General features: G+C 68.8%; 18 protein-coding genes and 1 pseudogene. 12 read left to right on the top strand and 7 right to left on the bottom strand.

What is annotated here, in order from left to right; all coding sequences use genetic code 11:
• Positions 1–52: 52 nt before the first annotated feature.
• Complete coding sequence (locus tag ACZ7LS_RS34430; protein ID WP_385136562.1) at positions 53–1,192, bottom strand: EamA family transporter; 1,140 nt, start codon at positions 1,190–1,192, stop codon at positions 53–55.
• Positions 1,193–1,342: 150 nt separating this feature from the next.
• Between ACZ7LS_RS34430 and ACZ7LS_RS34425 the strand changes: the two genes are divergently transcribed.
• Together ACZ7LS_RS34425 and ACZ7LS_RS34420 are read left to right on the top strand one after the other, a co-directional pair.
• Complete coding sequence (locus ACZ7LS_RS34425) at positions 1,343–2,200, top strand: LysR family transcriptional regulator (RefSeq protein WP_382527249.1); 858 nt, start codon at positions 1,343–1,345, stop codon at positions 2,198–2,200.
• Between the two features lie 268 nt (positions 2,201–2,468).
• Positions 2,469–3,404, top strand: coding sequence for an alpha/beta fold hydrolase (locus tag ACZ7LS_RS34420; RefSeq protein ID WP_385136558.1), 936 nt, complete (start codon positions 2,469–2,471; stop codon positions 3,402–3,404).
• Between the two features lie 167 nt (positions 3,405–3,571).
• On the opposite strand, the gene ACZ7LS_RS34415 is transcribed toward ACZ7LS_RS34420, so the two are convergent.
• Positions 3,572–6,511: an FAD-binding and (Fe-S)-binding domain-containing protein gene (locus ACZ7LS_RS34415; protein ID WP_385136580.1), complete on the bottom strand. Its 2,940-nt coding sequence runs from the start codon at positions 6,509–6,511 to the stop codon at positions 3,572–3,574.
• A 264-nt stretch (positions 6,512–6,775) separates the two neighbouring features.
• On the opposite strand from ACZ7LS_RS34415, the pseudogene ACZ7LS_RS34410 reads away from it, so the two are divergent.
• From ACZ7LS_RS34410 to serC, 3 genes and pseudogenes are all read left to right on the top strand, one after another.
• Positions 6,776–6,862 (top strand): annotated as a pseudogene (locus ACZ7LS_RS34410) (DUF742 domain-containing protein); the annotation flags it as partial.
• Positions 6,846–7,520 carry a GTP-binding protein gene (locus ACZ7LS_RS34405; protein WP_385136555.1) on the top strand — a complete coding sequence of 225 codons (675 nt, stop codon included), beginning with the start codon at positions 6,846–6,848 and terminating at the stop codon, positions 7,518–7,520. The pseudogene ACZ7LS_RS34410 and the gene ACZ7LS_RS34405, both read left to right, overlap by 17 nt.
• Positions 7,521–7,692: 172 nt before the next feature.
• Positions 7,693–8,811: a phosphoserine transaminase gene (gene serC, locus ACZ7LS_RS34400; RefSeq protein ID WP_382527258.1), complete on the top strand. Its 1,119-nt coding sequence runs from the start codon at positions 7,693–7,695 to the stop codon at positions 8,809–8,811.
• Positions 8,812–8,972: 161 nt separating this feature from the next.
• Here the strand turns inward: serC and ACZ7LS_RS34395 are convergent, their stop codons facing one another.
• Positions 8,973–9,812: an ABC transporter permease gene (locus ACZ7LS_RS34395; RefSeq protein WP_382666693.1), complete on the bottom strand. Its 840-nt coding sequence runs from the start codon at positions 9,810–9,812 to the stop codon at positions 8,973–8,975.
• Positions 9,809–10,864 carry an ATP-binding cassette domain-containing protein gene (locus ACZ7LS_RS34390; RefSeq protein WP_385136551.1) on the bottom strand — a complete coding sequence of 352 codons (1,056 nt, stop codon included), beginning with the start codon at positions 10,862–10,864 and terminating at the stop codon, positions 9,809–9,811. Before ACZ7LS_RS34390 ends, ACZ7LS_RS34395 begins: the two co-directional genes overlap by 4 nt.
• A gap of 75 nt (positions 10,865–10,939) precedes the next feature.
• Here ACZ7LS_RS34390 and ACZ7LS_RS34385 point away from each other — a divergent pair, with 75 nt between their 5' ends.
• Positions 10,940–11,806 carry a TetR/AcrR family transcriptional regulator gene (locus ACZ7LS_RS34385; RefSeq protein WP_385136548.1) on the top strand — a complete coding sequence of 289 codons (867 nt, stop codon included), beginning with the start codon at positions 10,940–10,942 and terminating at the stop codon, positions 11,804–11,806.
• Positions 11,807–11,901: 95 nt separating this feature from the next.
• On the opposite strand, the gene ACZ7LS_RS34380 is transcribed toward ACZ7LS_RS34385, so the two are convergent.
• Positions 11,902–12,984, bottom strand: coding sequence for a WD40 repeat domain-containing protein (locus ACZ7LS_RS34380; protein WP_382527270.1), 1,083 nt, complete (start codon positions 12,982–12,984; stop codon positions 11,902–11,904).
• A gap of 132 nt (positions 12,985–13,116) precedes the next feature.
• Positions 13,117–14,178 carry a threonine aldolase family protein gene (locus tag ACZ7LS_RS34375; protein ID WP_382877415.1) on the bottom strand — a complete coding sequence of 354 codons (1,062 nt, stop codon included), beginning with the start codon at positions 14,176–14,178 and terminating at the stop codon, positions 13,117–13,119.
• A 1,079-nt stretch (positions 14,179–15,257) separates the two neighbouring features.
• Between ACZ7LS_RS34375 and ACZ7LS_RS34370 the strand changes: the two genes are divergently transcribed.
• The 4 genes from ACZ7LS_RS34370 (at position 15,258) to ACZ7LS_RS34355 (ending at position 20,497) form a co-directional block, all read left to right on the top strand.
• On the top strand, positions 15,258–16,850 hold the full coding sequence (locus ACZ7LS_RS34370) for a recombinase family protein (protein WP_385136544.1): 1,593 nt from the start codon (positions 15,258–15,260) through the stop codon (positions 16,848–16,850).
• A 1,259-nt stretch (positions 16,851–18,109) separates the two neighbouring features.
• Complete coding sequence (locus ACZ7LS_RS34365; protein WP_385136541.1) at positions 18,110–18,256, top strand: HNH endonuclease; 147 nt, start codon at positions 18,110–18,112, stop codon at positions 18,254–18,256.
• 762 nt (positions 18,257–19,018) lie between these two features.
• On the top strand, positions 19,019–19,516 hold the full coding sequence (locus tag ACZ7LS_RS34360) for a phage terminase small subunit P27 family (RefSeq protein ID WP_385136539.1): 498 nt from the start codon (positions 19,019–19,021) through the stop codon (positions 19,514–19,516).
• A 45-nt stretch (positions 19,517–19,561) separates the two neighbouring features.
• Positions 19,562–20,497: a major capsid protein gene (locus tag ACZ7LS_RS34355; RefSeq protein ID WP_385136536.1), complete on the top strand. Its 936-nt coding sequence runs from the start codon at positions 19,562–19,564 to the stop codon at positions 20,495–20,497.
• Between the two features lie 68 nt (positions 20,498–20,565).
• Here ACZ7LS_RS34355 and ACZ7LS_RS34350 read toward each other — a convergent pair whose 3' ends face one another.
• A complete protein-coding gene (locus ACZ7LS_RS34350) occupies positions 20,566–21,915 on the bottom strand; it encodes a tetratricopeptide repeat protein (RefSeq protein ID WP_385136533.1) in 1,350 nt (449 codons plus the stop codon).
• Positions 21,916–22,452: 537 nt separating this feature from the next.
• On the opposite strand from ACZ7LS_RS34350, the gene ACZ7LS_RS34345 reads away from it, so the two are divergent.
• A complete protein-coding gene (locus ACZ7LS_RS34345; RefSeq protein WP_365748023.1) occupies positions 22,453–22,665 on the top strand; it encodes a hypothetical protein in 213 nt (70 codons plus the stop codon).
• Between the two features lie 487 nt (positions 22,666–23,152).
• Positions 23,153–23,326, top strand: coding sequence for a hypothetical protein (locus tag ACZ7LS_RS34340; protein WP_471066232.1), 174 nt, complete (start codon positions 23,153–23,155; stop codon positions 23,324–23,326).
• The last annotated feature ends 51 nt before the right edge of the window (positions 23,327–23,377 follow it).

Genomic DNA, 23,377 nt, shown 5'->3' with positions numbered 1-23,377 from the left:
CCCCGGAGCATGGCAGCGCCCGGAGAAACAATCAAGCGTGCTTGCTTTGCTGTTACAGGGTCTCCTCCCCCGCGTCGCCCGGGGCCGACGTGGGGGTGGGCACCGGCGCGGGCTTCGGGCTCGCCTTCGGGTTCCCGCGCCCGATCTGGGTCCGTACGGCACCCATGCTCGCCATGATGACCAGCGCGATCGCCAGCGCGTCGGTGGCGGAGAGCGCCTGGTCAAGGACGAGGAACCCGGCGGTCGCCGCGATGGCCGGTTCCAGACTCATCAGCACGGCGAACGTCGGCGCGGGCAGCCGCCGCAGGGCGAGCAGTTCGAGGGTGTACGGGAGGACGGAGGACATCACCGCGACCGCGAGAGCGAGCCCGAGCGTGGAGGGCACCAGCAGTTTCGCGCCGGACTCCACGATGCCCAGCGGGAGGGCGAGCAGGGCGCCGACCGCCATCGCCAGCGCCAGCCCGTCGGCCTGCGGGAAGCGCCGTCCGGTGCGCGCGCTGAAGACTATGTACGCGGCCCACATGGCGCCCGCCCCGAGCGCGAACGCGGTGCCCAACGGGTCGAGCCGGTCGAAACCGCCGCCGCTGAGCAGCAGCACCCCGCCCAGCGCGAGCCCCGCCCACAGGAGATTGACCAGCCGCCGCGAGACGATCACGGACAGCGCGAGCGGCCCGATGACTTCCAGGGTGACGGCCGCGCCCAGCGGGATACGGTCGGCCGCCTGGTAGAAGAGGCAGTTCATGGCGGCCATGACGGCGCCGAAGGCGATCACCGTGCCCCAGTCGGCACGTGAGTGGCCGCGCAGGGCGGGGCGGCAGACCGCGAGCAGCACGATCGCGGCGAGCGCGAGCCGCAGCGAGACGACACCGAGGGCGCCGGTCCTGGGCATCAGCAGCACGGCGACGGCGGCACCGAACTGTACGGAGAGCCCGCCCGCCACGACCAGGGCGACGGGCCCGAGGGCCCGCTTGCCGCGCGCGGGGCGGCCGGATCCGGCCTCGCCGTGAGGTGCCGCCTGGACGGACCCGGTGGCCTCCGGCAGCGAGACAGCGGCGGCGGCGTCGACGACCGCGGCGTCGGCGCCCGCGGCATTGACGACCCCGGCGCCCGCGGCATTGACGGCCGCGCCATCGACGGCCGCCGCGCCGACGGCCGCGGCGGTGGCGTCGGCAGCGGTACGCGGCTCTTCCATCGGATCCCTCCCACAGTTCGCTTCAATGTACTCGCGGTCCAATGTACTGCACTTATGCGACTACCATTCGGGGTGCCTTCCGCGGTCACGCTACGAGCCCGGCGCCCACCCCGTGAAATACCGATTGGGCTGCCGTTATGCTCCGGACGCATGAGCATCGAGCTGCGTCATCTCCGCTGCTTCCTCGCCATCGCCGAGGAGTCCAGCGTGACCCGGGCGGCGGCCCGGCTGCATCTCACACAGCCCGCCGTCTCCCGCACCCTCGCCGCGCTGGAGAAGCATCTCGGCGTACGGCTCGCGGAGCGCTCCACCCACCATCTCGCCCTCACCGCCGAGGGGCGCGCCTTCCGCGAGCGGGCGGCCTCGGCCGTCGCCGCGTTCGACGACGCGCTCGACGCCGAGCGGCTGCGCCGCAGGCCGCTCAGGCTCGGCCACGCGTGGTCGGCCTTCGGCCCGTACACCACGCCGTTGCTGCGCCGCTGGGAGCGGGAGCGGCCCGGGACGCCGCTCGAACTGCTGCGGATCGACGACCGTACGGCCGGGCTGGCGCGGGGCGAGGTCGACGCGGCGCTCCTGCGCGGCCCGGTGAAGACCCCCGGGCTGGTCGCGGAACTGCTCTTCACCGAGGCCCGGATCGCGGCGGTCCCGGCCGACGGACCGCTGGCCGCGCGTACGTCCCTGACGCTCGCGGACCTGGTGGCGGAACCGCTGATCGTCAACCGGGTCTCGGGCACGACGAGTCCGGCGCTCTGGCCGCCGGGCGCGGGTCCCTCGGCCACCGTCACGGTCACCAACACCGACGACTGGCTGACGACCATCGCCGCGGCGCGCGGCATCGGCGTCACAGGCGCCTCGACGGCCGCCGTGCACCCCCACCCCGGGGTCGCCTACCGCCCCTTGCCCGACGCCCCGCCGCTCCAGGTCTTCCTGGTCCGGCGCGAGGGCGCCGCGCATCCCGCGATCCCCCATCTCGCGGCCCTGGCCCACGAACTGGCCTCGGGCGCGTGACCGAGCGCGGCCACGTCCGACCGCGTTCAACCGGGGCCTGTTCGCGCCCGCCCGTGCCCCGTTCACCCGCATGCCCGCCACCGCGCGCCCCCTCGACAGGGGGTGAACACACTGATGTCGACTCGCCCTCACCCGTTTCAGCAGAGGAGAGAGAGACATGGGCATGCCATCCACTCGCGGGCGGCGGACACGTTCGCGTCCCGGCCCGAGGAGAGGTTCACGTTCCGGCCCCCGGATACGTTCGCACCACGCGTGCGCCCTCGCCGCGATGTTCACCGCGACGGCGCTCGTCAACGCGATACCCGCCGCCGACGCAGCCGCTGCCGCCGACCACTCGGCAAGCCGCGGCGTCACCGCCGCCAAACCGACGATCGTGCTGGTGCACGGCGCCTTCGCCGACGCGTCGAGCTGGGGCGAGGTCGTCCCGAACCTCCAGAACGACGGCTACCGCGTCATGGCCCCCGCCAATCCGTTGCGGGGTCTGCACGGCGACGCGGCATACATAGCCAGCGTCCTCAGAAGCATCAAGGGCCCCATCGTCCTGGTCGCCCACTCCTACGCCGGCGCGGTGATCAGCGGCGCCGCGGTCGGCAATCCGCACGTCAAGGCGCTCGTCTACATCAACGCGCTGATGCCCGACAAGGGCGAGGTCCTCTCCGTCCTGTCGGCGAAGTTCCCGGGCAGCGAACTCGGTACGGCCACGAACTCCGTACCGTTCACACAGCCGGACGGATCCACCGCCACCGACCTCTACATCAAGCCCGAGCGGTTCAGGCCGGTGTTCGCCGCCTCGCTGCCGGAGGCCACCACAGCGGTACTGGCGGCGACGCAGCGCCCCATCGCCGCCCAGGCGTTCGCCGACACGGCCGGCCCGGCCGCCTGGAAGACCATCCCCTCCTGGGCGCTCGTCTCCACCCAGGACAAGACCATCTCCCCCGAGCTGGAGCGCTTCGAGGCCAGGCGGGCCGGGTCTCATACCGTCGAGATCAATGCCCCGCACCTCGCCATGCTCGCCAACCCCAGGGCCGTCACCGACCTGATCCTCGATGCCGCCCGGTCCCGGGCGGCGGGCGGTGAGCCCGACGGAACGCTGGCCGCCACGGGCCCCACCCCGTCAGTCGTCGTCGGGGTCGCCGGAGCCGCCGTCATCGCGGGGGCGAGCCTGGTCTCCGCGACCCGCAGGCGCCGGCCCACCGCGAGCTGACCCGCGGCGCGGGAGCGCGAGCGCGGGAGCACGGGGGCACGGGAGCACGCACAGGAGCACCGAATCCGGCCGAGGGGTCCGGTTGAGACGGGTCCGGCTGACGGGTCCGGCTGACGGGTCCGGACGGTTCACGGCGCGAAGGCGCCGTCACCGCCCCCCCGTCACCGTCACCGCCCCTCGGCCGGCCCTTCCGTCGGCTCCGCCTCCTCCAGCGCCTCCGCGAGCACCTCCGCCAGATGCCGTGCCCGGTGGCCGCCCAGCTGCGCCAGCTGGGTACGGCACGAGAAGCCGTCCGCCAGGATCTCCGTCCCCTTTCCGGCCGCCCGCACCGACGGCAGCAGCTGGTCCTCCGCGCAGGCCACCGAGACGTCGTAATGGCCGCGTTCGAAGCCGAAGTTGCCCGCCAGTCCGCAGCAGCCACCGCTCAGTTCGCCGGTCAGGCCCGCGCGTTCACGCAGCCTGCGGTCCGCCTCGTCGCCCAGGACCGCGTGCTGGTGGCAGTGCGTCTGGCCGGTGACCTGACGGTCGAGCCTGGGCGGCCGCCACCACGGCGCGCACTCCTCCAGGGCCTGGGCGAAGGTCCTTACGGACGCGGCAAGCCGCGCCGCGCGCGGGTCGTCGCCGAGCAGCTCCGGCAGGTCCGTGGTGAGCGCGCCCGCGCAGCTCGGTTCCAGGACGACGACCGGCAGGCCGGCGTCCAGCAGCGGTTCCATCAGGTCCAGCGTGCGGCGCATGACCGTACGCGCGCGGTCGAGCTGGCCCGTCGAGACATACGTCAGCCCGCAGCAGATCCGGCCCCCCTGCGGCGGCGCCACGACACCGATCCCGGCCGACTCGAACACCCGTACCGCCGCCCGGCCCACCGCCGGCGTCAGATACTCGGTGAAGGTGTCCGGCCACAGGATCGCGGAACGGCTCCGCGCGAAGACCTCCGTACGGGACTTCAGATGCCGCCCCAGCCACCGCCCGAAGGGTTCGGGCGCCAGCCGCGGAATCGTACGCTCCGGGGCGATGCCCCCCAGCCTCTTGGCGAGCGCCGCCAGCGGGTGCACCCGCGCCGCCGCGTTCAGCACCCGCGCGAACGGCGCCGCCAGCCGCAGCCAGCGCGGCAGCAGGCCCATCGCGTAGTGCGCGGCGGGCCGCATCCGGCCCGCGTAATGGTGGTGCAGGAACTCCGCCTTGTACGTGGCCATGTCCACGCCCACCGGGCAGTCGCTGCGGCAGCCCTTGCAGGACAGACAGAGGTCCAGCGCGTCCCGGACCTCCGTCGAGCGCCAGCCGTCCGTCACCACCTCGCCCGCGAGCATCTCGTGGAGCAGCCGGGCGCGCCCGCGCGTGGAGTGCTGTTCCTCGCCCGTCGCGCGGAACGACGGACACATCACCCCCGCCCCCGAACCCGATCCGGATCCCGCCGCGGAAGCCGCGCCGGAACCCGATCCGGAAGCCGCCCCCGAACCGGCAGCCGCCCCCGAACCCTGCCCGGAACCCGCAGCCGCTGCCGCTGCCGCTCCCGGACCAGGCCCGCCCACCCGGCACTTGGCCACGCCCACACACCTGCGCACGGCCGCCGAGAAGTCCCCGCCTCCCGGCCCGTCGTGCGGATAGCCGAACGCGACCTCGACGCGCTCGCGCGGCAGCACCGCGAAGCGCAGATTCCCGTCGAGCCGTGCCGGGCGGGCCAGCACGCCCGGGTTCATCCCGCCCGCCGGGTCCCACAGGTCCTTGAACCGGCCGAAGAGCCCGACCAGCTCGTCCCCGTACATCCTCGGCAGCAGCTCCGAGCGCGCCAGTCCGTCGCCGTGCTCGCCCGAGAGTGAGCCGCCGTGCGCGACGACCAGCGACGCCACCTCCTCCGAGAAGCCCCGGAAGCGCCGCACGCCGTCGTCCGTCAGCAGATCGAAGTCGATACGGACATGGATGCAGCCGTCGCCGAAGTGCCCGTAGGGCGTGCCGCGCAGGCCGTGTTCCGCGAGCAGCGCGCGGAAGTCGCGCAGATACGCGCCGAGCCGGGCGGGCGGCACCGCGCAGTCCTCCCAGCCGGGCCACGCCTCCGTGTCGTCGGGCATCCGGGTCGCGGTCCCGGCGGCGTCCTCCCGTACGCGCCACAGCGCCCGCTGTCCGGCCGGGTCGGCGACGACCGCCCCGTCCAGCGCGTCGGCCGCGCGCAGGACCGTGGCGGCGGCGGCCCGCGCCTCGCCGGGCGTCGCGCCGCCGGTCTCCACGAACAGCCAGGCCCCGCCGCGCGGCAGTCCGTGCCCGCCGTCGCCCCGTACCCGTACGAGGTCCTCGGACATGCCCTCGACCGTCAGCGGACCGTACGGGAGCAGCCCGGCGGCGGCTTCGGCCGCGGCGCTCTCGTCCGGGTAGCCGAGGACGGCCAGGGCGCGGGCCGGGGGCGACTCGACGAGCCGTACCGTCGCTTCGGTGACGACCCCGAGCGTGCCCTCGCTGCCGCAGAAGGCGCGGGCCAGATCGGGGCCGGCCTCGGGCAGCAGCGCGTCCAGCGCGTAGCCGGAGATCCGCCGGGGCAGCCCGGCGGGGAAGCCCGTGCGCAGCGGCGCGAGATTGCCCTCGACCAGCTCGCGCACCCCGGCGGGCGCGCCGTCCCAGCCCCTGCCGAGGCGCAGTGCCGCACCGCCGTAGGTGGTCACCGACAGCTCGTGGACGTTGTCGGCCGTCGTGCCCCAGGCCACCGAGTGCGCTCCGCACGAGTTGTTGCCGATCATCCCGCCGAGCGTGCACCGGCTGTGCGTGGACGGATCTGGGCCGAACGTCAGCCCATGGGGCCGTACGGCCTCGCGCAGCTCGTCCAGGACGACGCCGGGCTGGACGACCGCCGTGCGCGCCGCCGCGTCCACCGACACGATCGACCGCAGATGGCGGGTGAGGTCGAGCACCACCCCCAGGCCCGTGGCGTTCCCCGCGATCGAGGTCCCGGCACCGCGCGGCACCACCGGCACCCCGTACGTACGGCAGACCGCCAGCGCCGCCGCCACGTCCGCCGCGTCGTACGGGGCGACGACGCCGACCGGTACCCGCCGGTAGTTGGACGCGTCCATGGTCGTCAGCGCTCTGGCCGCCGCGCCGAAGTCCACCTCGCCGCGCATGGCCGCCGTCAGCGCCGCGGCCACTTCGGTGGCCGGTGCCGCGCCTCTCGTCCGTGCCGTCGCTTTTCGTGCGTTGCGTGTATCCCGCATATTCCGCGTTTTGCGCTCAGCCATGAATCCAGCATGCCCCCGTCGCACTCACCGTCCCGGTTTTTCCTGGTTCGGCGCTCCCGGAACAGCGAAGAAAGGAAACAGGAACCTCCCAAACTGATCGTCAATTCTCATATAGTGGCCACCGTTTGAGCACTATCCAACAGCGCCCGCGCCCCTCATCCCCGGACGGCCCGGGCGGCCGACCGCCTTCCCGATCCCCACATCCTGGAGCAGGTGCGCGTTGGACTCCGTAACCTCCGAACGGGCCACCGACCCGTCAACGGCCTGGCCGAACCTGGCCAGTACCGCCGACAACGGCCTGAAGATCGTCATCGTCGGCGGCTTCGGTGTCGGCAAGACGACCATGGTCCGTTCCGTCAGCGAGATCCGTCCCCTCAACACCGAGGAGGCGATGACGCGCGGGGGCCAGGACATCGGCGAACTCGCGGGGCTCGACGGGCTCCAGCGGAAGAGCACGACCACCGTCGCCTTCGACTTCGGGCGGATCTCCCTCGACGCGCGCTCGGTGCTCTATCTCTTCGGGGCCCCTGGGCAGGAACGTTTCTGGTATCTCTGGGACCGGCTCTTCTCCGGCACACTCGGCGCGGTCGTACTCGTCGACACCCGCCGTCTCTCCGACTCCTGGTACGCGATCGACCGGCTGGAGCACCACGGCATCCCTTTCATGGTGGCCTGCAACGACTTCGGCGGGCCCGTCCACACCGAAGAGGAGATCCGCGCGGCGCTCGTACTGACGCCGGACGTGCCGCTCGTGGAGTGCGACGCGCGGGACCGCTCCTCCAGCAAGTACGTACTGATCACGCTCGTCGAGTACCTCCACGCCCTGTCCGAGAAGAGAGCGGCCGAGAAGAGAGCGTCCGAGAAGAGAGCGGCGGCCCCGGAGGTGTCTCCCTGAGGACCGTCATACTCCGTACGGGTGAAGCTCCGGGGCGGGAGACCGGGGGGTGCGGCGACACGCGCGGGGCCGCCGTGACCCCCTTCCCACCGCCTCCCCGCAGCCCGCGCGGGTGTCTCACCCGACGGACACGGTTTTCGGCCGTGTGACGTAAGGGACTACGCTCCGGCCCGTGGCCGATATCCAGATTCCCGCTGACATCAAGCCCGCCGACGGCCGTTTCGGCGCAGGCCCCTCCAAGGTGCGGACGGAGGCGGTGGACGCGCTGGCCGCCACCGGTACCTCGCTCCTCGGCACGTCCCACCGCCAGGCCCCGGTCAAGAACCTGGTCGGCGCGGTGCGCGAGGGCGTACGGAGCCTCTTCGAGCTTCCCGAGGGCTACGAGGTGATCCTGGGTAACGGCGGCTCCACCGCCTTCTGGGACATCGCGACGCACGGACTGATCGAGAACAAGTCTCAGCACCTCTCCTTCGGTGAGTTCTCCTCCAAGTTCGCCAAGGCGGCGAAGCTCGCGCCGTGGCTGGCCGACCCGACCGTCATCTCCGCCGACCCCGGCTCGCACCCGGACCCGCAGGCCGAGGCGGGCGTCGACGTCTACGCGTTCACCCACAACGAGACCTCCACCGGTGTCGCGGCCCCGGTCAAGCGCGTCGCGGGCGCCGACGAAGGGTCGCTCGTCCTGGTCGACGCGACCTCCGGCGCGGGCGGCCTGCCGGTCGACATCGCCGAGACGGACGTCTACTACTTCGCCCCGCAGAAGTCCTTCGCCTCCGACGGCGGCCTGTGGATCGGCGTCTTCTCGCCGGCCGCGCTGGAGCGCGCCGCACGCGTCCACGCCTCAGGACGCCATGTCCCCGAGTTCTTCTCGCTGCCGACGGCGATCGACAACTCGCTGAAGAACCAGACGTACAACACCCCCGCGCTGGCCACCCTCTTCCTCCTCAACGAGCAGCTCACCTGGCTCAACTCCCAGGGCGGCCTTGACTGGTCGGTGCGCCGTACCGCCACCTCCTCGCGCACGCTCTACGGATGGGCCGACGCCTCCAAGTACGCGACGCCGTTCGTCGTCGACCCGGCGAAGCGCTCGCAGGTCATCGGCACGATCGACTTCGCGGACGAGATCGACGCGGCGGCCGTCGCCAAGACGCTGCGCGCCAACGGCATCGTCGACACCGAGCCCTACCGCAAGCTGGGCCGCAACCAGCTGCGCGTGGCGATGTTCCCGGCGATCGACCCGGCGGACATCACGGCGCTGACGGAGTGCATCGACTACGTGATCGAACGCCTCTGACGACCCTGCCGCCCCGGAGCCGTCCCTGAGCCGTCCCTGACGGTTCGTATCCGACGATCCGCGGCTTCGCTTCCCGGGCCCCGGCGCACGCACACCGCGCCGGGGCCCGTCGCATGCGCCCCCGGCCTCGCCTCATCCGCCCGGCCGCCGGCCCCTCCGCGTCATCTGCTCAGCCGCTGGAACCGCCGTACCGCCAGCGGTACGAACACCGCCGTCAGCGCCACCGGCCAGGCCACCGACAGCAGCAGGGCGTGCTCCTCGGGCCAGCTGCCGCCGCTCGCCACCGGATTGCCGAACAGCTCCCGCGTCGCCGTCACCGTCGACGACACCGGGTTCCACGCGGCCACGGTGCCCAGCCAGTCCGGCATCAGCGAGGGCGCCACGAAGACGCTGGAGATCATCGTGAGCGGGAAGGCGACCACGAAGAGATTCCCCGCCGCCTCCGGGCCGGGCACCAGCAGCCCCAGCCAGACCCCCACCCATATCAGCGAGAAGCGCAGGAGCAGCAGCAGTCCGAAGGCCCCGAGCGCGCCCAGGAACCCGCTGTCCCACCGCCAGCCGATCACGAACGCCGTCACGGCCAGGATCAGCAGCTCCGCGACGGCCGTGAGCAGATCGCCGACCCCCCGGCCCGTGACCACCGCCGACGGGGCCATCGGCATCGACCTGAACCGGTCGATGACCCCCTTGCTGCTGTCGGTGGCCACCGACGCCGCCGTGTTCATGAAGCCGAAGGCCATCGTCATCGCGAACATCCCGGGCATCAGGAACTCCCGGTAATCGCCCCCGCCCGGCACCTTCATGGCGCTGCCGAAGACATATCCGTACAGCAGCACGGAGACGATCGGGAAGCCCAGCTGCCAGAGGATGTAGACCGGCTGGCGCTGGTAGTGCGTGAGCCCTCGCCGTACGACGTTCCAGCAGTCGGCCACCGCCCAGTACGCGCGGCCATGGCTGTTTCCGTAGTCGCTCCCGGTCTCCAGATCCAACGCGACACTCATGCCGCCATCCCCTCCTTCACACCCGCGGCCACGTCCCGGCCCTTGTCCCCGGCCCCCTTCGCGTCGGGGCCCCCGTCCGCGTCCGTACGGCGCCCTGTCAGCCGGAGGAACACATCGTCGAGGCTCGGCCTGCGCAGCCCGATGTCCTCCACCGCCGTCCCCCGGTCCTGGAGCGTGCGCGCCACCTCCGTCAGCGCGGCCACCCGGTCGCTCACCACCGCGTGCACCCGGCGGGCCGCGTCATCCGTCTCCACCGCCGCGTCGGCCACCCGCGCCAGCACCTCGACCGCCGCCGGTATGTCCGCGGCCTCCGCCACCACGACCTCGATCCGGTCACCGCCCACGGTGTTCTTCAGCTCCGCCGGGCTGTCGTCAGCTATCGCCCGCCCCTGGTCGATGACCGTGATACGCGAGGCGAGCTTGTCCGCCTCGTCCAGATACTGCGTGGTGAGCAGTACGGTCGTACCCCCCGCCACCAGAGCCCGGACCGCGTCCCAGACCTCACCGCGGCCGCGCGGATCGAGACCCGTCGTCGGCTCGTCGAGAAAGAGGACCTGCGGGGCGAGGATCATCGACGCGGCCAGGTCCAGACGGCGCCTCATCCCGCCGCTGTACTCGCCGGCCCCCTTGCCGCCCGCCTCCACCAGATCGAACTGCTCCAGCAGCTCACCGGCGCGCAGCGCCGCCCGCCGCCCGCCCAGATGGAAGAGACGGCCGAACATCTCCAGGTTCTGCCGGCCCGTCAGGATCTCGTCGACCGCCGCGTACTGCCCGGCGAGACCCACCCTGCTCCGTACCCCCCGGGGATCACGCGCCACATCGACGCCCGCCACCTCCGCCCGCCCTCCGTCGAACCGCAGCAGGGTCGCCAGAACGCGGACCGCGGTGGTCTTGCCCGCGCCATTGGGCCCGAGCAGTCCGTGCACGGTGCCTCTGCGCACGGCGAGATCGAAGCCGTCGAGCGCGCACTTCCCTCCCCGCTCCCCGTACCTCTTCTGGATCGCCTCCGCCAACACGGCATGGTCGCTCACAGCCCCTCCAAGGCAAGCCATCGATCAATTGAGTACAGCGTACCCACAGGAGAGTACACCGTACCCATTTTCTTTCCAGGGGATTACGCTGAGCCCATGACACCGACGGAATCAACCGGCAGCGGCAATGTCACGCGCAGTCTCGAACTCCTCTGGGGATCGGGCGAACGCCCCAGCCGTGGCCCCAAACCCGGCCTCACGCTCGACCGGATAGTCACGACCGCCGTCGCGCTCGCCGACGCCGAGGGGCTCGACGCGGTCTCGATGCGCCGGCTCTCCACCGAGCTGGGCACGGGCACCATGTCCCTCTACCGGTACGTGCCGGGCAAGGCCGAGCTGATCGACCTGATGCTGAACCAGGTACAGGGCGAGACGGCCGCGCCGGCCGAAAGCCCCACCCCCGGCTCAGAGTCCGGCTCAGAGTCCGGTTCAGACACCGGCACCGTCCCCGCCTCCGCCGCCGACACCGGCTGGCGCGCCGCCACCGAGGCGATGGCGCACGCCGCGCTCGCGCTCCATCAGCGCCACCCCTGGCTGCTCTCGGTGAACCAGGCCAGGCCGGTCCTCGGCCCGAACTCGGTCAGCGGGCTGGAGCGGAAGCTCGCCGCCATCAAAGGCATGGGATTGACCGACCCGGAGCTGATCTCAGTGATCATCATGATCGAGGGCTATGTCACCGGGGTCGCCCGTTCGCACGTCCATGCCGTCGAGGCGGAGAAGAAGTCGGGCATCACCGACCCGGAGTTCTGGCAGGCGCAGGAGCCCGTTCTGTCGAAGGCCATGATCAGCGGGGTGTATCCGGTCATGGCCTCGCTGTCCGAGGAGGCGTTCGGCCCCGAGTTCGATCACTTCGCCTTCGGGCTCCAGCGGATCCTCGACGGCTTGGAGGTGCTGGTCGAGCGGCGCGCGGCAGAGTCGGGCACGACGCGGCCGGGCAGGGCGGAGCAGGGCACGGCGGGATGACGCGAACCGGGACGGCCGGCTCACACCGGCCGGCCGACGCGGGGCGGCCCGCCGATGTGCGACGACGGGCGCCGCGAGACGGCCGGCGCTCCGCCTCAGCCCTTCCGGCGCATGCGCTTGAAGGCGAAGACCAGCGCGGCCCCACCGATGACGATGATCGCGCCGAGGGTGGCATTCCCCTGCTTACCGCCGTCGCCCGCACCGCCGGCGGTCCCGCCGTCCCCTCCCCCGCCTGACGAGGAACTCCCGCCACCGGAAGACGAGTTGCCGCCGGACGCCGGGCCGTCGCCGGTGTCCTTGGCCAGCTCCACCCGCACCACCCCGCTCTGCTCGCCCTCGGTGCCGAACATCAGCGCCTTGCCGTCCGCCGTGTAGGTCACCGACTCGGCCTGCCGCTGGAACGGCGCGCTGATCCGGCGCTCCGTACCCAGCCGACCGTTCTGCCACGCGTAGGCACGCGCGCCGAAGTACGAACGCAGCACCACCTCCTTGCCGTCCGGCGAGAACGCCCCGTCCGTCACCCACGGCACGTCGTCGATCCGCCGGAAGGTGTTCGTCCCGGACGAGGTCAGCTCGGCCGGGCCCTCGTACAGGCCGCCGCCGTTCTCGTTCTTCGAGGCGATGTAGACCCGCCCTGTCCTGGGGTCGACCATCATCGACTCGGCGTCACGCGGCCCGTCGGCGTACTTCACGGTGAACTGCGTGGCGCGCACCGTCGCGTCCTTGAGCTGTTCGGGCTCGGGAAAGCGGTAGATCCACACGTGATCCCAGGTGCCGTTCAGGTTGTCGCCGATATCGCCGACATACACATTCCCATCGGGCCCCATAGAGACGGCCTCTACATCCCGGGGCTTGCCGACGCCTTCGAGGGTGAGCGTCGCGACCGTCTCACCGGTCCTGGAGTCCACGGCATAGATCTGGGGCCCATAGCCACTGTCGTTGTGTGTCCAGTAGACGCCGGGGTGGGCCCGGCTGGCGGCCAGACCGCTGGACTCGGTGATCCTCGGGTCCTTGATCGTGAAGCTCTGGTCGGGCGCCCCGTCGGCCGCCGCGGCGGGGGTGGCGGCGGGCCCGAGCACCACCGCTGAGGCCGTCGTCAGCAGTAGGGCGGCGAGGGCACCGGCGGTGGCGGCGGCACCGGAAACGCGCGGGCCGGGGTGAGGCGGAAGCGAACGCATCCACCAAGCCTGCCATCCCCGCCCGCACAGATCGGCCCGGACGGCCAGTTCGTATGACCGGTCCAAGGTGACGCCTCGAAGACGCCTCGGACCAGGCCGCGATGCGACCGAGACGTTTCCGCCGGCCGCCGTTCAGCGGGTGTGGCGGCGGACCGCGTCGAGGAGCTGGTCGATGTCGTCGGCGCTGTGCGAGAAGGCCGTGACGAACCGGACGATCCCCGGCTCCCAGCGGTCGTGATAGAAGGCGTAGCCCTCGGCGAGAAGTCCTTCGGTGACCTGCTGGGACAGGCGGCAGAAGAGAATGTTGGCCTGCGGCGTGGCCAGAAGTCCGGCGCCGGGGATGGCCTTGAGGCCGTCGCCGAGCCGGGTGGCCATCGCGTTGGCCTGGCGGGCGTTGCGCAGCCACAGGCCGTCGGTGAGGTACGCGTCGATCTGGGCCGCGTGGAAGCGCATCTTGGAGGCGAGCTGACCGGCGCGCTTGGCGCGGAAGGCGAGTTCGGTGGCGAGCGCGGGGTCGAAGGAGACGATGGCGTCGGCGGTCATCGCGCCGTTCTTGGTGGCGCCGAAGGACAGGACGTCGACGCCGGCCTTCCAGGTCATCTCGGCCGGGGTGGCGCCGAGATGGTCCAGGGCGTTCGCGAAGCGCGCACCGTCCATGTGGACACGCAGTCCCGCGTCCTTGGCGATGGCGGACAGGCCGCGGATCTCCTCCAGCGTGTAGACGCTGCCGCTCTCGGTGGCCTGGCTGACGCTCACCACGGACGGCTGCACGCTGTGCACGTCACCGGCCCGGCGGCGTACCGCCATCCGCAGCTCTTCGGGAGCGATCTTGCTGTCGGGGCCCGGGACACCGACGAGCTTGGCGCCGCCGGTGAAGAACTCCGGAGCGCCGCATTCGTCGTGGTTGATGTGGCTGTCGGGGTGGGAGAGCACGCTGCCCCACGGCGGGGTGAGGGCTGCCAGGCTCAGGCCGTTGGCGGCGGACCCCGTGGAGACCGGGAAGACATCGACGTCCCGTTCGAAGACCTCGCTCAGTCTGCGGCGGGCGCTGTCGGTGAAGGGATCGTTGCCGTACGGCGGGACCTGCCCGGTGGCCGCGTCGGTGACGGCCTGGACTATCCGCGGGGACGCCCCGGCCATGTTGTCGCTCATGAAGGAACGGCTGGCGGGGGTGATGGCGAGGGTGGCGCTCATGAGCGGTCTTCCTTGGTCTCAGGTGCTGATGGGGGACGCGAAGACAACGGTGATGTCCACTTCGCCGGCGCCGGTCCGGTAGAAGTGCGGCGCGTCCCCGGCGAAGGCGAGCATGTCTCCTGGCCCCAGATCCTGCGGGGCGTCGACCTGCGCGGCAGTGGAGTGGGGCGGCCCGGTCCCGGCTCAGCGAGCTGATGCGGGTGGGTAGTTGGGGCGCATGCCCCGCTGGTGGGGGTGGGCTTCGGCGGCGGGTGAGGACCGAGGGGTAGCCGGGCTCACCCGGTGCGCTTGATGGCGGGTGGGGGCCGCCCCTGAGGTTTCAGTGTCGCGGCTCCGGGTCGGGCGTCAAGGGCGCTCCTTTGTCGCGTCGGCAAGCCGATGGGCTGCGCCCACCCTTGACTCCCGCCCCTCCACCGCAAGTGCAGCTTTGAGGGGGGCGGCCCGGGGGAGGGGTCCCCGGGGAGGCTCCCTTGTGGCGGGGGTCCGGTTGCCGACCGCCGCTCGGTGGGCCCTGCGGGGCTGCGCAGCAGTGGTGTGGGGCGGCCCGGCCCCGGCTCAGCGAGCTGATGCGGGCGGGTAGTTGGGGCGCATGCCCCGCTGGTGACGATGTGTGGGTGGTGGGGCGGGTGTGACGGGGGAGGCGGTGAGTGGGCCTCTGAGAGACCGTGATGTGTCGTGGAGCCAGGTTAAGTGGACACAGGGCGCCTCACCGGACCAAGGAGCCTCCAAAAGGCCCGCCAAACTGGGGCATAGGGGGCGAGTGGCCCTCTCGTCCGCCTTGGGCTACAGGAGCAGCCGACAACGGGTCCTCACCAGCGGGGCATGCGCCCCCAACCACCCACTCACACTGGCTCGCTGAGCCGAGGCCGGGCCACCCCACACCACTGCCGCGCAGACCACCCACCGGCCAATAAGCCGGGAACGGTCCCCGGGAACAAGGGAGCTTCCCCGGGGACCCCTCCCCCAGTAGGTCCAACACTCTGGGACTTGCTCGGGTAGCGGACCGTTTCCGCAGGTCACAGGGGTTCTACATGCTTACAGCGGTGCGCACCGGGAAACCTTCGCTCTCCCGTAAGGGTATGGACAACGTACCGAGCACACTCGACAACCAGCCCCATGTGGACCTATTGCTCAGAAAGTCCAAGGTCGTCCGTGAGGGGGAACGGGCCCTCTCCATCCGCGCACAGGAAGAACGGGGCCGTGCATGGGCCGACGAGAACGGGTACCGGGTCCGCAAGGTGTGGAAGGAAAACCTGTCTGCCTGGTCGGACGTGAAGCGCCCGAAGTACGACGCGGCCATGGACGCCGTACTCAACGGTGAGGTTCCGGCCCTGTGGGTGTACGCGCTCGACAGGTTCAGCCGCAAGGGCGCCGAAGCGGTCGTACCGATCCTCGGCAAGGCCCGCGTCATCTTCGACTACGAACGTCTTGACTCCATGGACGAGCGGGACCGCCGATGGATCATCGACCGTGCGGAGAACGCGCGTGAGTACTCGCAGCGTCTGTCACACAACGTCCGCAGCACCAAGGCCAAGCAGCGCAACGAGGGACGCTGGCTCGCGCGGGCCCCGTTCGGCCTGGTCGCCGACCCCGCCACGCGCAAGCTCTCCCCGGACCACACCCCCTACATCTGCCTGGTCAAGAGGAAGCGGGAAATCACGCCGTGGCAGGTAGTCGTGCGCATCTACAACGGGATCGCCGAGGGCATGTCGGCGCGAGCCGTATCCCGTGCGTTCAACGCCGAAGGGATCGTGTCCGCCACGGGTAAGGCATGGACCGGTGCCACCATCCGGGCCATCCTCGTGCACCCCGTCTACGAAGGGTGGCTCACCCTCACGAACGCGGGGAAGATCCCGGCGCACTACCTCAACAGCATGGGCGAGCGGGTCCGCTGCGTCACAGACGATGTCCTGCCGCAGATGATTCCCGCCGATCTCGCCGCACGCGCCCGCCGGCTCGTGAGCGGACATCAGATGTTCAACACCGCCGAGCCCCAGACAGGGCGCCGGGTCCACCCGCTCACCGGGCTGCTGCGGTGCGCGGACTGCGGGCACGCAATGTCGTACGGCGGCGGGTCCTACGAGTGCCAGTACTACTCGGGTGGCGGAGCCTGCAACAAGCCTGCGTCTGCTTCCCGTCCCCCGTTGGAGCGGTACATCGTTGAGGCGTGGGCCGCACGTCTCCACGGCGCGGACGATGACGACGAACTGATGATCGCCGTTGCCGAACGCTGGCAGGCACTCACCCGCCCCGAAGAGACGCAGGAGATCAAGGACGCGCGGGCGGAACTCAAGGCCGCGCAAGCCAAACTCGACGCCTTCCATGCGGACGATGCCGCAGACTTCTACACCGGCCGCTCTGCGCGGTACCGCATCCCTCACAAGGTCGCTGCGGAAAAGCGCCTCGATGCTGCCGAGGAACGCATCCGCGAACTCACCGGAGACACCCGGGTCGACGTCTCGTTCGTCGTCAACGGTCACGCCTTGAAGGTGTGGGAGGCAGCTGACCCCGGTATGAGGCAAGACCTCCTGGCCCTCGCCATCGACAGCGTGACCGTGACCAAGTCCCCCAAGCAGGGTGGCAAGTTCGACGGTTACGAGCGCGTGACCATCGTGTGGGCAACCCCCGAGGGCGCCGAGCCCGACGCAGACGAGTTCGGGCAAGCCGCGTAACAGCCCTGTGCGGCCCGAGACAGCCCCGGAACGTCCCCGTGATCACCGGGGCTCTCTGCTGCCCGCAGCACGCCGTACCGGGCCCCTTGCTGGCTCGCAGTAGGACGAGGCTGCTTCACAGCGAGGAACGAAAGGGTGTTGAGGGTGTCGAACTTCGACACTTTTTAGGGAAAGCAAGAAAAACCAATAGAGAAGAGAAACCGGGGTCTCTGTCGTCACCCCGACACCCCTCGGGAAACCTTCGGTCCCCACTACTGGGGCACCAAGGAGAGACCGAGCCCCACGCGGACGAGTTCGAGCAATCCGCGTAACAGCCCTGTGCGGCCCGAGACAGCCCCGGAACGTCCCACGACCGCCCGGGGCTCTCTGCTGCTTGCCCTCCGGGCCCCGCCGGTCGCCCTCGGCCGACTGACCAACAGCGGGGCGAGAGGTGATGGAGTGACGGTTTACACCACTTTTTTAGAACACGTAGAAAAAATATAAGAGAAGAGAGACCGGGCCACCGTTCGGCACAACGCCACGGCTTAGCACTCCGGGAAACCCTCGCTCTCCCGTACAGAGTGGAAGGGGGACCAGAGACGGCCCCGCAAAGCCCCTCGGGGCTCGGGAAACCTCCGCCCTCCCTTAATACCGAGAGCGAGAACGGTCCGACCGTCCGAAAGGGCGCGGGAAACCTTCGCTCTCCACATGGACCGAGAGCGGGATTACCGCGCACCCACCCGAGGGAGACACCGGCGGACTGAGTACCCGCGCTCTCTCAGCGTTGCCCGTGCACCACGCACCCCCGTTGCTCGGGTGGCCGCTGAGGTCGTGAGGCAACGCGCGGGGACCGCACCGCCCATCAGTAACCACCCCTTGACCGGGGGCGCCGAAAGGGGTTGTCAGCGCGTGCGGTCCCCACCGTGTCCGGACCGGCCCCGTGTCGGCGAGGACGTGCAAGCCCGCTGACCCAACGGCTAGAGATGCGCGGTACCGGCCCCCTCGGGGTGATCCGTACGCACTCCGCAGAGTTCCCGAGTTCGAGTCTCGGGGCGGGCACACCACAACGACCCACCAGGGGGACGCACATGCGCTGTATCGACTGCACCGAGCCCGCAACCCATCGGGGCCGCTGCGAGGCTCACCACGGGGCGTACGAGGGGCGACCGAGTGTCCGTTCCCGACGCGCACAGGGTAGGCGAGGGGCGAACCGCCGGGACACTGCTGCGAGGCTCCGCCGGCGAGTGTAGGAACGGGGCTCGGCCTGGTGCGACTGGTGCTTGGGCGACTTCCCCGCGGACGGGGTGGGCGTGGACCACGTGCGCCCGCTCGCCCTCGGTGGCGAGGACGTAGACAGCAATGTGCAAGTGCTGTGTCACGACTGCCACCAGCTCAAGACGGGCACGGAGTTTGGGGCGACGGGCTAGCGGCTTGTCCACCAGGCGGTGCCTGCTCCGACGCTTGTTGTCACGAGCGCGACCATCCATACGGGGAAGCGCTGGATCGTCAAGTGCAGTCCGCCACAGCGGAGTTCGAACTGCGGGGGTTCTCTGGTTTCTGCGCTCTGGGCCATAGCAGTCATTCCTACAGATGCCGTGACGCGTTCGCCAGAGCACTGCCATCGGCGAACTACGGCGAATGTGCGGCGTTTTACTTTCCCGCTCGACAGAAGGTGGCCCCCATGCCACGCAAACCCCGTCCCCCTTGCAGTGTCCCCGGGTGCCCCGAGCTGACCACTGAAGGCCGGTGTGCGGCCCATGAGCGGGAAGCGACCGGCCAGCGTGTGACACCGGGGACGAGCGCGTACGGGCGCCTGTGGCCGCGTATCCGCCGCGCGTACCTGTACGCGAACCCGTGGTGTGTGCTGTGCGGTCGTGGCGCGTCCGTTGCCGACCATTTCCCACTGTCGCGAAAGCAGTTGATCGCGCAGGGAGTTGTAAATCCGGATGCTGCGAAACATCTGCGTCCGCTGTGCACGTCGTGCCATAACCGCGAGACCGCACGCAAACAACCTGGCGGATTTGCTGCGGAAGCGCGTTCCCGTCGTGAATCCGGCGAGCGGCGTCCGCCTTTCTGACCAGGGCGGGTGCCCCCTTCCCCTCCTGAGATTGCACGTGGGGGAGGCAAAAAACTCGCGCCGGAGCTGCGGCCATTTTTGGAAACGCTGAAAGACCAGAAAGAGAGATTGCATGGCCGACAGATACAGACCAAGACCCGCTATCCAGTGGGCACGCGAAGGGAATCCTTCAAAGGCAGGTATCTCGGAAGGGGTAGTTGCTCCCCACGCCATCCTGGCCGAACCGGACTGGGTTGAAGTCTTCCCATTTTCACCCGATACCGCTGTCGAATCAGCAAACGTCCGCTGCCGTGATGTGGCCTCGCAGGAATGGCGCCGCATCGTCCCCGTCCTCGAAGCGGTGGGCGCTATCGGCGAAGTGGACCACACCACGGTGAAGGACACGTGCGTCTGCGTTGCCCGTATCGACCAGGCGGAGCGAGACCTTTCGGAACGCGGGCTCATGGTGACCGCAGAGCGCGGAACGGTGAAGAACGGAGCAGCCACAATTGCGGCGCAGTACCGGACGCAGCTTGCCCGGTACATCCGGGAGTTTGGTCTTTCGCCGAGCGCGCGAGCCGCTATTACAGCACCGGAATCCGATGATGATGATTCGGATATCTGGGATTGATCACCGACTCGTCAACCACATTGAAGACAACTAGGAGAATCAATTATGGCTCTTACGCTCGCTGAATCAGCCAAGCTCACTCAGGACATGCTCAAGCTTGGCGTAATCGAAATGTTCATTCAGGAATCGCCGATCCTTGATCGGCTGCCGCTTATCGACGTTCAGGGGAGCGCGTACAGGTACAACGAAGAGTCCAAGTTGCCGGGTGTTGCCTTCCGGGCTGTGAACGAGGCATACCCGGAGAGTGTTGGCGCGGTTAATCAGCGCATTGAAACCCTTGCCATCCTCGGCGGTGATGCGGATGTCGACAAGTTCATTGTCCAGACGCGAAGCAATCTCAATGAGCAACGCGCCATTCACACGCACATGAAGATCAAGGCTGCATCAATTCACTTCTCCGATCAGTTCTTCAACGGTGACATCATGGTCAACCCGAAGGGTTTTGACGGTCTCCGAAAGAGACTGATCGGATCACAGGTGATAGACGCCGAGAGGACGTCCCCTGTGGCGGATGGATACGCCTTCTTTGATGCGCTGGATTCCCTGATCGGTCGGGTTCGCGGACTCAGCGGAGCAAACGGAGCCATCTATACCAACAGCGAGATAATCGCCAAGATCAAGTCTGGATTCCGGCGACTGGGCGGCAGTGAACTCCTCATGAGCGAGATCGGGGGAAAGCTTGCTCCCACATGGAACGGGATTCCCCTCCTGGACGCCGGCCAGAATCTCGACGGTACGGAAGTGATCCCGCTTACGACTGGTGAGGACGGTAAGGAGACCAGCGACATGTACGCCGTCCGTTTCGGCGCTTCCGAAGCGGACACCGGGGTAACCGGTCTCACCAACGGCGGGATTCAGGCAACCAATTTGGGTGAGGCTCACGAAAAGCCGGTCTATCGAACCCGGATTGATTTCTATTGTGGACTCGCCATGTTCGGCGGTAAGGCTGCCGCGCGCCTTACCGGAGTCCTGAACGGCTGACCGCTCCACAGGGCCCCCGTGCTCGTCTCCCTTGACCGGGGCGGCGGGTACGGGGGATTTCTTGGTTTTTAGGCTGTTACCGAAGCGGGGGCAACCAGGCGCGCGCGCTCATATAGGCTGCGGGCAGCCTGATTCTTGAGATATGGACGAATGTGTGCATGCATTTTGGAGATGCTTTGATCGCATTGTCCCGACTGTACTTGTGGATAGATTTCCACAGCCTTTATCCACGTTTCGCACGCGTTCTCAAGATGACCCAATTTGAGCTGGCGTTCGGCGAGCATCGAAAGATAGCGAATGCGATTCCTCTTGAAGGAGTGGTGTCGTAGTCTATCGGACTCATGCAACGCTTCGATCGAACCGCGAATATCACCTAGTTCATAGCGGACCTGTCCGGCGTGATAGGTAAGCGACGATGGATTGTAAGAGCCGAAGGTCGTCGCTTGTGACTCGGCCTTCTCCATGGCCACTTCGGCTTCCCGAAGATACGTAAGAGCGTTAGTGCGGTCTCCGACTTTCGCTGATGCATGAGCCTGTTGCCCAGCAAGGAACGCGCGCATTCGTGGACCGGCCTTCGGGGAAGCTGCTGCGGCAGCATTGGCGAGCCGCATTGCGGCCTTTCCGTGTCCTAGGTCAACAGCCTGGACGCTCATTCCGCGCAGTGTGGTGCAATAAGTGAGATGGTCCTCAGACGCTCCAGCTAGCTCTAGTGCCTTCAAATAGTACTGCTGGGCAAGCCCGTGAACCCCCTCATCAACAGCCATGTATCCCGTGAGATAACACAAGTCGGAGGCGGCCGACATCATCGCTTTGCGCACTTCCTCCGGGGCGTCGGCTTTGAGGTATGGCGCGACCGTGTTCAAGAGGAATGCCGCTGCCATCGGCCGCGCATGTCGACCTCCGAATTGGTCGTCTAGTTCGGATACGCGCTCCGTCATAGCGATAACCATTTGAACCTCGGCCATTCCTATGCGTTGCGTCTTTCCGGTCTGGGCAGCTTCCATTCGACCGACAACGTCCGGCCAGTTGGGGACGGTAAGTGCGACAGAGAATAGGGTTGCTCCGACAACGCTACGGCGGGACGGATCCACGTCATGCCTCCCCAAGTCGATCAGCCCTTCCACCGTACCCGGATGGGCGTTCGACTCTTTCGGGGGCGCGGGAAACCCTGCCTCGGCGTGTGTGATCGGGCGGAGCAGCCTCCGGGCGAACGCCTCCAAGATGATCGGTCGCGTCGCCTCCTTGGGTAACTGTCCCTTCAGCCACTGACTGACTGACGGCTGTTGGTACTTGAGAGGAGTTCCGCGTTCGGTTCCGATGCGGTTGACCTCTTGGGCGAGTTGGCGCATGCTCCACCCGCTCTCGCGGTACAGCCGTTCAAGTGCTGTGTTCGGCTCCAGTGCCCTCACTGTTCCCATCCCCTCACAGCCGGTCTTATGGCTCTTATGTCTTCGCGCCGTGACAAGCGTAGCGCTGTGAGTAGTCGTCAAGTTGCCTAGAGCGTGCCGAGCTCACTTCAGGAGGCGGGGCGGTCATGAACCACCAGGGGACACCAGTAAGGGCACCCACGAGCGTTGCCGACGAGTTGTGTGCGCTGATAGCGGTCGGCGGCTTCTGGAGGCTCGCTGCGGCATGGGCCCCGTGGTGGTTCTACGACGCCAGCGAGGTTTCCACTGCGACGGCTTGCGACAACGTTGTTGATCGCCTTGTGCCGGAGATCGGTGAGGAATGCTGAGTTCTCATGATGTACCTGAGGGCGGCAACCCGCCGATCGTGTCGGCGCTCAAGTGGCCTCCGTGTGAGTGTCCGTGGGACGCGTGCGCCGAGCGACCGCAGGTGAGAACGAGCGACCACGAGCCGGAACGTGTCGACGACAGGTCGAACAGTCCCACCATGGAACGCCTTCGTCCCCTTCTGGAGAGGCAGAATCACCAGGCCAACGGGGGACGTTGGTCGTGACCGGAAAACCTCCATTCGATCCTGTCAGAGAGTTTGCAGTAGTTGAGCGGCGCTGCGGTGCCCTGCAAACAGCTATTGAGAAGGCACTCGCAGAGCAACAGCCGTTGCATACCCGACTGCTTCTTACTGATCTTCAGAAGCTGGACGATGCGGCGTTCTACGAGAGCGTCTTCGGCTGTCCACCACCGAAAAAGGGCCGGGAAGAGTGAGCGACGGAGAGTGCGCGAAGTGCGCGGAACTAACAGCCAGGAAGAAGGCCGCCGAAGAATCTCGGGACCAGACCACAGTCACCGACTGCGTGGGATTGCTCCGCCGACACCCGCAACACGACAAGCTCCCCGTCGCAGGGCCCCTTGCCGAGCATTGGGCGTGGTGGTGAATGCCCCCGGCTACACCCCGTGAACTCCGTTCCCGCTGAAAACCGAACCAGGGCCCCAGCCCTCGCGCTTCCCGGCGGGAACGGTACAACCCCGTGCTGATCGCCCCCTTCCAACGGGGACGGACGGCGGCCAGCACGGGCGGGGGATGGAGGCGGGCTCTGCCTGAGCATCCCCGGCAGCGGCCCCGTCCGTGCGTCACCCCCGGCGCATGGGCGGGGCTTCTCATCACCATCGAACGTGAAACGCCCCGACAGACCGCTTAGGACCGGTCCGCCGGGGCTCCGACCGAACAGCTTTCTGAGGAGCTGAACGACGTATGCGCGATGTTATCGCCCGTGCCCTGGTGTGGGTGCTGCGGCTGCTGCTGCCCGCCCGTGGAAGACACACCGCCGAGCACCCCGCCCCGGTGGAGACGCCGACACCCCAGCCCGCCGTCAATCCGTGGTCTAAGACCGTGTCCTACATGGTCAGTTTGAGGAGCCGTTTGTAGCAGCAGAGAGCGGATGCAAGGCCGAGAAAGGCCAGGTAGTTGTCTGGTTTC

This window comes from Streptomyces sp. NPDC039430 (assembly GCF_055639435.1).
The sequence above is the reverse complement of the archived record's forward strand: the minus strand, read 5'-3'. Positions and strand labels throughout refer to the sequence as shown.